Here is an 8,842-nt window from a genome sequence, read left to right as displayed (position 1 = left end):
GTTTAAAAACACTCGGATTTTGCCATCTTATAAAGATCGGTCAACCGATCAATAAACTGCTAAATGATCGGCATTACGCTTAATGCGGGTTTTTTATTGCCTATAATCGTCGCTATTGTCTTCGTGCTTGGCTTCTCTGTGTGACCGTTGCAAAAAATTTACATCAACCATAACTCTTCCATAAGTGCTTATCTACCACGAAGCGCTTCGCTTTCACCGAGTTCTCGGAGGAAAAGCTTAAAGATAAAACTCAACGAGCTTAGCTTTTGTCTTCGTGCTTGCCCTCTCTGTCTTTCATGGATAGCCACTTTTGCCCTAATACTGTTTAGCTAGCGCAGACACTATAGAGTGACCAGTCAGCCCAAACACCGCAAACACCGCAAACACCGCAAACACCGCAAACACCGCAAACACCGCAAACAATTAAGTGAAATCCCAAACAATTAAATGAAGTCCAGAACAATTAAGTGAGCTCGATCACCGCAAAGATAAAAATTCGCGCTAAAAGCTCGCGTCATCTCCATTCAACTTGAACTTATCACTGCTTTAGTAGATCTTAATATCATCATATTCATTTAAAGACTTCTCATGACTCGTTCAACATCTATTTATAAAGCTGCTCTTCTTACAATCTTTATTGCACCACTTCCCGCATTTGCTATGGCGTCTGACACCACCAACGTGTTGCTGCTCGCTATAACACTTGGCGGTTTCAGCTTGTTTAATTTACTGCTCAATGCATTGTTTTACTTTACGGGTAAATATCACAGCCGTAACTTTGCCAAAATGCATACGCTTGTCGCCATTATCCCGTCGGTTATTGCGTTGTTTGTCGCACTGATTTATTTTGATACTGCTGGTGCTATTTCGATGAATATTGGTGTGATTATTATTGCCATCGGACTGAGCTTATTACCACTTCAACTGAACTTGTCAGCCACTAAAGCACCGACTAAAAACAGTGCGTTAATTATTGTACTCGCCGCTATCTCGCTATTAATCGCTGCTTATTTCGTTACACCTATCGCCATTTTTGCAATTGCATGCGCCCATGTCGCCTTGATTAGCCAAGCCGACATTAAAGTGAAGTTCTTAAGCCTATCAACCCTTGCTATTGGCTACGGTTACCTAGGCTATTGGGCTTACCAAATCATTCAATATAGCTAGGTAACTAGCAGCAAAACCAAAATTAAATACTATGCCTAACGAATCTAGTTTCACACAACTTCAAGTAGATATTGCACGATGCCAGATTTGCGCAAAGGCTTTGCCGCTTGAGCCTAGGCCTATTGTTCAGTTAGGCAAACAAGCCAAAATCCTGATAGCAGGCCAAGCACCAGGACAAAAAGCACATGATAAAGGCCGCCCCTTTGATGATGCTAGTGGCGAGCGCCTGCGGACATGGCTTGGTGTGACTAAAGCACAACTTTACGACCCTAACTTGTTTTCCATTTTACCTATGGGCTTTTGTTTTCCCGGTAGTTACACCACTGCCGATAAAAAAAGTGGTGATAAACCACCCCGTCCAGAATGTGCCCCAAAATGGCGCCAGCAAGTATTAGATCAACTAGAACATATTGAATTGACATTGTTAGTCGGAAAATATGCCATAGAGTGGCACCTAAAACAGAAACTCAGCGTCACAGAGTCGGTAGCTAACTGGCACACATTGTGGCCAAACACCTTAGTGATGCCGCATCCCAGTCCAAGAAATAATATTTGGCTTAAACGAAACCCAGATTTTGAACAGCTGATTATCCCTCAATTACAAAAGCGTGTTGCCCTGTTAATTGCCGCAAGCCAAACGCAGCGCACAAATGCCTATCAAGCTCACAAATAACTTATAAAGTAATGCCACATTTCATCAGTTTAAGGCACTGTAGCAATACTTTACGCCGATCACCATTAGGCAAAAACGTCGATTATTTCAAGCATTAGTGAGGCTAAACGTGTACTTTTTAGATGGTTCTTTGGCACGGCAAATCGTTAAGCGCACCATGAAGATCATTGGTCACAATATTAATGTGATGAATAATCATGGCGTGATTTTGGGTTCGGGTGAATCCCACCGCATTGGTGCTATCCATGAGGGTGCACTACTTGCGATTAGCCAGCAGCGAACTGTTGAGATCAGCACACAAAGTACTGGCACGCTACAAGGTGTTAAGCCAGGAATTAACCTGCCCCTGCACTATAAAGGCGAGATTATTGGCGTAATAGGCATAACCGGCGAACCTGAAAAATTACACAGTTATGGTGAGCTACTCAAGATGACTGCTGAAATTATTGTTGAGCAGGCCAATACGATAGAACAAGCTCAATGGCAGTATCGACAAAAAGAGGAGTTGATCATTGAGTTGATTAAATCGGAAGGGCCATTTACGTCTCATCAGCGTAACTGGGCTTCTCAGCTTAATATCGATCTTGATGCGCCCCGTGTGGTTGCCGTTATTCAAGTACAGACTGATGAAGAGGAAACCGCGGCTAACTCGATGCTAAAGCAAGTATTGCACCTGCTGGAGAACCCATCGCGCGGCAATCTAGTGGCGATGACGTCGATGACTGAACTCGTCATTTTAAAACCTGCTTTCCTCGATGGAAAGTCCTGGGATCCCGAGCTTGAAAGTGAACGTATCGATCAACTCCTCAGCAGGCTTCCTAAAGAGTTCAATCGTCGTCTTAAGATCGCACTCGGACATTTTTTTCCTAAACCACAAGAGATTAATCGCTCCTACCAGACGGCATTAGAAACCTTGGCCATTGGCCAACAGATGCAGCCCGAACACAGTAAATACCTTTACGAAGACTATTCGCTGCAGGTGCTATTATCCGTTCTGAAAGATAATTGGCGTGGTAAAGAACTGCTCTGCCCCTATCAAGCACTCATCAAGGCTGATAAAAATGGTCAATTGATAAAAACGCTGACCGCTTACTTGCAGCACTTTGGCGACCTGCAACTGTGTGCTAATGTTCTCTTTATTCACCGAAATACGCTACGCTATAGACTCGGCAGGATCCAACAAATAACCGGCACAAATATCAATCAACTCGATGGATTATTGCAACTGTATATTGGCCAGGTGGTACTAAGAAAATCTCAAACGATAGGAACTGTATGACCTTAACCTCTGCACGTAAACGTGGTTTTACCCTCATTGAAATAGTCGTGGTGATCATAGTACTAGGAGTTTTAGCGGTTATCGCCTTACCCAAGTTTGTTAATTTTCACGCCGACAGTAAAGTCGCAGTGCTAGAGGGTATCGCTGGAGCGATGAAAAGCGGTCTGGATATAGTCCATAGTAAAGCGGTGATTGAAGGGGAAAATGTAGCATTGAATATGCAGGAGTCACTATTCCGCTTTACAATGGCTACCCTGCAGTCGATGGTAACGATAGCTTCAATGAGCTTAATCGTCAGGTTCGCGCTTGGCTTGATATCGATTCAGTATCACTGACCACCATTAAACTTGATAATGATGCAGCGCCTTTCTTTGTCGACAAATCGAGCCCCAACAATCAGATTTATATATTTTTCTCCGAAGATCTTAATGATAAAAGCGTCAGCTTTAACTGTCATATTCGTTATGAAAATGCCATAAACGCCACAGAGCCCGTTATCACTGTCAAGCACAGTGATTGTTAATTTAAAAGCTTTAAATAGAAAGCGTTAAATAAAACTCTAACTCAAAAAGCCCTCTGCGCCTCAATTGTGCATCCGCACAAAATATTTGTATTCATCTCATCAAAATTCGTGAACATCGCCAAAGAAATATTCCTTTCACCGCCGCATAATATTTCGGCCTGAAATACCTTGGTCAGCACTGTCGAAACGGTGCGCCAACCTGGCTAAAACAACAATACCTTACATATAAAAATACCCATACAGGGATCCCCTATGAGCTTAGTACTGATCTTACTGGCTGTAATTGCGTTTATCGTTATCGCCACCTCTAAATACAAACTACACCCTTTTTTAACGTTAATTCTCGCATCGTTTCTAGCGGCCTTTGCCTACGGCCTGCCGAGCGCTGATATCGCCAAAACCATTACCTCAGGTTTCGGCGGGATCTTGGGCTACATCGGTCTCGTCATCGTCTTAGGTACCATCATAGGCACTATTTTGGAGAAAAGCGGTGCGGCAATAACCATGGCTGACGTGGTGATTAAGGTTCTGGGCAAACGTTTCCCAACGCTAACCATGTCGATTATCGGTTATATCGTGTCTATTCCTGTGTTTTGTGACTCAGGCTTTGTCATTTTAAACTCACTTAAACAGTCGATGGCAAATCGTATGAAGGTGTCGAGTGTTTCTATGAGCGTGGCATTAGCTACAGGCTTGTATGCGACTCATACCTTTGTGCCACCAACGCCTGGTCCAATCGCCGCTGCAGGTAACTTAGGTCTAGAGTCAAACTTAGGTTTGGTAATTTTCGTCGGGATCTTTGTTGCAGCAGTTGCTGCTTTAGCCGGTACACTGTGGGCCAACCGTTTTGCCAATACCCAACCTGATGGCGAAGGTGCAGAGGAGCTGTTAACTCAAAAGGATAACTTCGAAGAGCTTAAGCAAACCTACGGTACGCTTCCAAGCCCGACTCGTGCATTTGCGCCGATTTTTGTGCCAATTTTGATGATCTGCTTAGGCTCGGTAGCTAACTTCCCATCGGCGCCACTTGGTGATGGCATGCTTTTCGATATCTTGGCCTTCTTAGGGCAGCCAGTTAATGCCTTGATGATAGGTTTGTTCTTGTCACTATCACTACTGAAAGGCAACGACAAAATCAAAGAATTCAGTGAGCGTATTAGCCAAGGCTTAGTCGTTGCAGCACCGATTTTACTTATTACTGGTGCGGGCGGTGCATTTGGCGCCGTGCTTAAAGCAACTGACATCGGCACTTTCTTGGGTGAATCACTGTCTGCATTAGGCATAGGGATCTTTATGCCATTTGTCGTTGCTGCAGCCCTTAAATCGGCGCAAGGCTCTTCTACCGTTGCGTTAGTTGCAACCTCAGCATTGGTAGCCCCTATGCTAGGTGATATCGGCCTTGCCAGTGATATGGGCCGCGTATTAACCGTTATGGCCATTGGTGCAGGTGCAATGACAGTTTCTCATGCCAACGATAGTTTTTTCTGGGTCGTTACTCAGTTTAGCCGCATGAGTGTTAAACAAGCTTACAAAGCCCAAACCATGGCCACGCTGATTCAAGGTGTTACGGCTATGGCTTTGGTTTACCTACTAAGCTTAGTGTTACTTTAACGCTCTTTGCTCGATACAAATAGGCAAGCCTTGAACGGCTTGCCTACTGTACAGACATGAATCCACACTAGCATCATTACAAGTCTGTTAGCCCTTTTTTAGCCTGACTCGTTTTATAGGAATACTGCATGAAAATTGTGATTGCCCCCGACTCTTTCAAAGAAAGCCTCACTGCAATGGAAGTGGCCAATGAGATCGAGCGAGGATTTCGCACGGTTTTGCCGACAACCGAGTACATTAAAGTCCCTGTCGCAGATGGTGGCGAAGGCACGGTACAATCCATGGTGGATGCAACCCAAGGCTCTATCGTTGAAATAAATGTGACGGGGCCTCTGGGCGATCGCGTGGCCGCTTTCTACGGTATTTTAGGTGAGGGTTACCAAGGCAGTAAAAAGACCGCTGTAATTGAAATGGCCGCCGCCTCTGGCTTGCATTTAGTCGCACCAGATAAGCGCAACCCGCTTATCACCACCAGCTACGGCACTGGTGAGTTAATTGTCGATGCATTAAATCGCGGTATCGAACATATTATTATCGGTCTTGGCGGCAGCGCAACTAACGATGGCGGCGCTGGTATGGCTCAGGCCATCGGCGCGCATTTACTCGATAGTGCAGGCAAAGCGCTCTCACCAGGAGGCGCTGCTTTAGCTGAGCTAGTCAGTATTGATTTAACCGACTTGCACCCGCTTATCAAAAAATGCTCTTTTGAAGTGGCTTGCGATGTTAACAACCCGCTTTGCGGTGACAAAGGCGCATCAGCAATTTTTGGCCCCCAAAAAGGCGCTACGCCAGCAATGGTTAAGCAGCTTGATGGCACGCTTAGTCACTACGCCGACATCATAGCTAAAAGTGGGTTCACAGATAATCGTGACTATGCCGGAGCGGGCGCCGCTGGAGGCATGGGCTTAGGTGTAATAGCCTTTTTAGGCGCTGAGCTAAAACCCGGCATAGACATAGTGATGCAGACGGTTAATCTTGCAGGTTTACTTGAGGGCGCAGATCTAGTCATTACCGGTGAAGGTCGCCTTGACAGCCAAACCTTGCATGGCAAAACACCTATGGGCGTTGCAAGTGTTGCCAAAGCGCAAGGTATTGCGGTTATCGCCATTGCCGGCTGCGTGAGTGATGATGCTAACATGTTACTTGAGCATGGCATCGATGCACTGTTTTCAATTACGCCAAGAGCCCTGCCCCTTGCAGAGGTGTTAAGCAGCGCTAAACACAATCTCTACAGCACTGCGACGAATGTAGCGGCGCTATACGCGCTATCGGCGGCGAAATAAGCTGAGCGACCCGCGAGTACCGTTCACTTAAAGAAGTAACTCAGAGAGTTTGATAACTTTAAAAGATAAGAGTCGACCACGAAGCAATACTGTCCGAGTTTTTCTTCGTGCCCTCTATAAAGTAAGCGAAGCAAATGAAGTGTTCGCTTCGTGGTTTATAAGCTTTTAAAGCCAAGATCCCTGCTTAAACTGGGTTCTTGGCTTTTTGTTTACGAATCAAGTTTGGCTTAACATACCGACATTGGCGCATAAGTTTTTTGTTTTTAGTGACCACATGAAAACGCCTTGCACTTAAGAGAAATCTATCCATCTATATCTCGGCGCTTTACAGCAACCAAGATGCCCACTTTATTTTTCTACTTGATGCGCTATACAGCATAAAGTAAAGTGACCGTCCGTTTTGACCGTCCGTTTCGAAAAGCTGTTCAGCTCAGAAAGCAGCGTGATTAGTAGAGAAAGTTAGCCCCATGACAGCAAGAAAAGCCACCGCTTCAGAAGAGGCATTACTGCGAATTTTTACGGTTCCAGAAGCCCCAGATTCAACCCTGAGTGTAATTGAGCAGAATATTTCACAGAATTTAATGGGTTTCTTGCAAGAAAGTGTGGTCACGGTAGAGAAACCCCTCACAGAAGTTGAACTTGATTTTCAGCAGTATCATATTCCGGCTGCGCCGCAATTTGTCTCCGATTACGCCGACAATATGATGCAAACGCTGGTTGCACATTCGGTGCACACCTCGGCGCCAAGTTTTATTGGCCATATGACCTCTGCATTGCCCTACTTTGTATTACCTCTGTCTAAGATGATGGTAGGACTGAACCAGAATCTGGTAAAAATTGAGACATCTAAAGCCTTCACGCCACTTGAACGCCAAGTGCTCGGCATGATGCACCATCTTGTTTATGCCGAGAATGAATCGTTTTACCAAAGCCAGATGCACAGCGCTGATGTCTCTTTAGGCGCATTTTGCTCCGGCGGAACAGTCGCTAACATTACCGCGCTATGGACAGCACGAAACCAACTGCTTAAAGCGGATGGCGACTTTAAAGGCATCGCCAAGCAAGGGCTGCTCAAAGGGTTACGCCACTATGGCTATGACGATTTAGCCATTTTAGTGTCTGAGCGCGGACACTACTCGCTGGCTAAAACCGCCGACCTACTCGGTATTGGCCGAGAAAACATTATTCAAGTACCCACATCAAACGATAACAAGGTCGATGTGGTTAAGATGCGTGAAATAGCTAAGCAACTTGAACAAGATAACATTAAAGTCATGGCAATTGTCGGCGTTGCAGGTACCACTGAAACCGGCAATATCGACCCGCTAAATGCATTAGCCGATCTAGCCGCTGAGCTAAATTGTCACTTTCATGTTGATGCAGCTTGGGGCGGCGCGAGCTTACTATCCAATAAGTATCGTCACCTACTTGCAGGTATTGAGCGGGCTGATTCAGTCACCATCGATGCCCACAAACAGATGTATGTGCCTATGGGCGCTGGCATGGTGCTCTTTAAAGACCCGACCTTTGCTAATGCCATTAAGCACCACGCCGAGTATATTCTGCGTCAAGGCTCAAAAGATTTAGGCAGCCAAACCCTTGAAGGCTCACGCCCGGGAATGGCGATGCTAGTCCATGCTTGCCTTACCGTGATAGGCCGTGAAGGCTATGAGATTTTAATCAACAACAGCCTTGAAAAGGCGCGTTATTTTGCCGATTTAATCACCAATGAAACCGACTTTGAACTGGTATCTAAGCCTGAGCTTTGCCTGCTCACCTACCGCTACGTTCCACAATCAGTGCAAATCGCTATGGCTAAAGCGCGTGAAATAGGCGATATAGCCTCGCTCACTAAGTTTAATGCGCTACTAGACGGTCTCACTAAGTTTGTGCAAAAAACTCAGCGTGAACAAGGTACCTCGTTTGTATCGCGTACCCGTATTAATCCTGAAAACCACCTGCTAATGGATATCAAAGCCGTGGTATTTAGAGTGGTGTTAGCAAACCCGCTAACTAGCCATGAAATTTTACAACAGGTGTTAGCGGAGCAAGTAGAAATAGCCAATAGCGAAACGCAATACTTGCCTCAACTGCTCTTACTAGCACAAAGCTAATTCAGCTATTGTGTTGTGCAAGGCTCGATTGGCGTTTTGCTTTAATCGAGTCTTGCCGTAATAAACAGATCCGTCACCTCACCGATTGGACTCGTTTGCAGCTTACGTTTAATATCTATGATGCTAAATCCAGCGGCCTCTAGCGACTTTCTGTTGTTTTTAAATAATACAACTTTCAACTAGATTTACGAA

Annotated in this window: 8 protein-coding genes; 7 read left to right on the top strand and 1 reads right to left on the bottom strand. The window is 45.3% G+C overall.

Features of this window, described 5'->3' with window-relative positions; all coding sequences use genetic code 11:
- Window positions 1–588 precede the first annotated feature (588 nt).
- From ACVBIK_RS15070 to panP, 7 genes are all read left to right on the top strand, one after another.
- The gene (locus ACVBIK_RS15070) at window positions 589–1,167 is read left to right on the top strand and encodes a hypothetical protein (RefSeq protein WP_447161575.1); all 579 of its coding nucleotides are present in this window, start codon (window positions 589–591) and stop codon (window positions 1,165–1,167) included.
- Window positions 1,168–1,198: 31 nt separating this feature from the next.
- Window positions 1,199–1,840 (top strand): uracil-DNA glycosylase family protein, encoded by a 642-nt coding sequence (locus ACVBIK_RS15065; protein ID WP_447170022.1) that lies wholly within the window; start codon window positions 1,199–1,201, stop codon window positions 1,838–1,840.
- A 109-nt stretch (window positions 1,841–1,949) separates the two neighbouring features.
- A complete protein-coding gene (locus ACVBIK_RS15060; protein ID WP_447170021.1) occupies window positions 1,950–3,119 on the top strand; it encodes a sugar diacid recognition domain-containing protein in 1,170 nt (389 codons plus the stop codon).
- A complete protein-coding gene (locus ACVBIK_RS15055) occupies window positions 3,116–3,454 on the top strand; it encodes a prepilin-type N-terminal cleavage/methylation domain-containing protein (protein ID WP_447170020.1) in 339 nt (112 codons plus the stop codon). Before ACVBIK_RS15060 ends, ACVBIK_RS15055 begins: the two co-directional genes overlap by 4 nt.
- Before the next feature lie 440 nt (window positions 3,455–3,894).
- Entirely contained in the window at window positions 3,895–5,253 is a 1,359-nt protein-coding gene (locus ACVBIK_RS15050) for a GntP family permease (RefSeq protein ID WP_447170019.1), read from the top strand.
- A 128-nt stretch (window positions 5,254–5,381) separates the two neighbouring features.
- On the top strand, window positions 5,382–6,536 hold the full coding sequence (locus tag ACVBIK_RS15045; RefSeq protein WP_447170018.1) for a glycerate kinase: 1,155 nt from the start codon (window positions 5,382–5,384) through the stop codon (window positions 6,534–6,536).
- Window positions 6,537–7,003: 467 nt separating this feature from the next.
- Entirely contained in the window at window positions 7,004–8,650 is a 1,647-nt protein-coding gene (gene panP / locus ACVBIK_RS15040) for a pyridoxal-dependent aspartate 1-decarboxylase PanP (RefSeq protein ID WP_447170017.1), read from the top strand.
- A gap of 41 nt (window positions 8,651–8,691) precedes the next feature.
- Here the strand turns inward: panP and ACVBIK_RS15035 are convergent, their stop codons facing one another.
- Window positions 8,692–8,829, bottom strand: coding sequence for a hypothetical protein (locus ACVBIK_RS15035; protein WP_447161568.1), 138 nt, complete (start codon window positions 8,827–8,829; stop codon window positions 8,692–8,694).
- Between the last annotated feature and the right edge of the window lie 13 nt (window positions 8,830–8,842).

The organism is Shewanella sp. 125m-1 (genome assembly GCF_052977065.1).
Note: the sequence above shows the minus strand (reverse complement) of the source record. Positions and strands in the feature narration are given on the sequence as shown.

Bases quoted from the DNA above. Each gene is read 5' to 3' on its own strand.
- panP (WP_447170017.1), top strand. From the start codon at position 7,004: ATGACAGCAAGAAAAGCCACCGCTTCAGAAGAGGCATTACTGCGAATT.
- ACVBIK_RS15055 (WP_447170020.1), top strand. From the start codon at position 3,116: ATGACCTTAACCTCTGCACGTAAACGTGGTTTTACCCTCATTGAAATA.
- ACVBIK_RS15070 (WP_447161575.1), top strand. From the start codon at position 589: ATGACTCGTTCAACATCTATTTATAAAGCTGCTCTTCTTACAATCTTT.
- ACVBIK_RS15050 (WP_447170019.1), top strand. From the start codon at position 3,895: ATGAGCTTAGTACTGATCTTACTGGCTGTAATTGCGTTTATCGTTATC.
- ACVBIK_RS15045 (WP_447170018.1), top strand. From the start codon at position 5,382: ATGAAAATTGTGATTGCCCCCGACTCTTTCAAAGAAAGCCTCACTGCA.
- ACVBIK_RS15065 (WP_447170022.1), top strand. From the start codon at position 1,199: ATGCCTAACGAATCTAGTTTCACACAACTTCAAGTAGATATTGCACGA.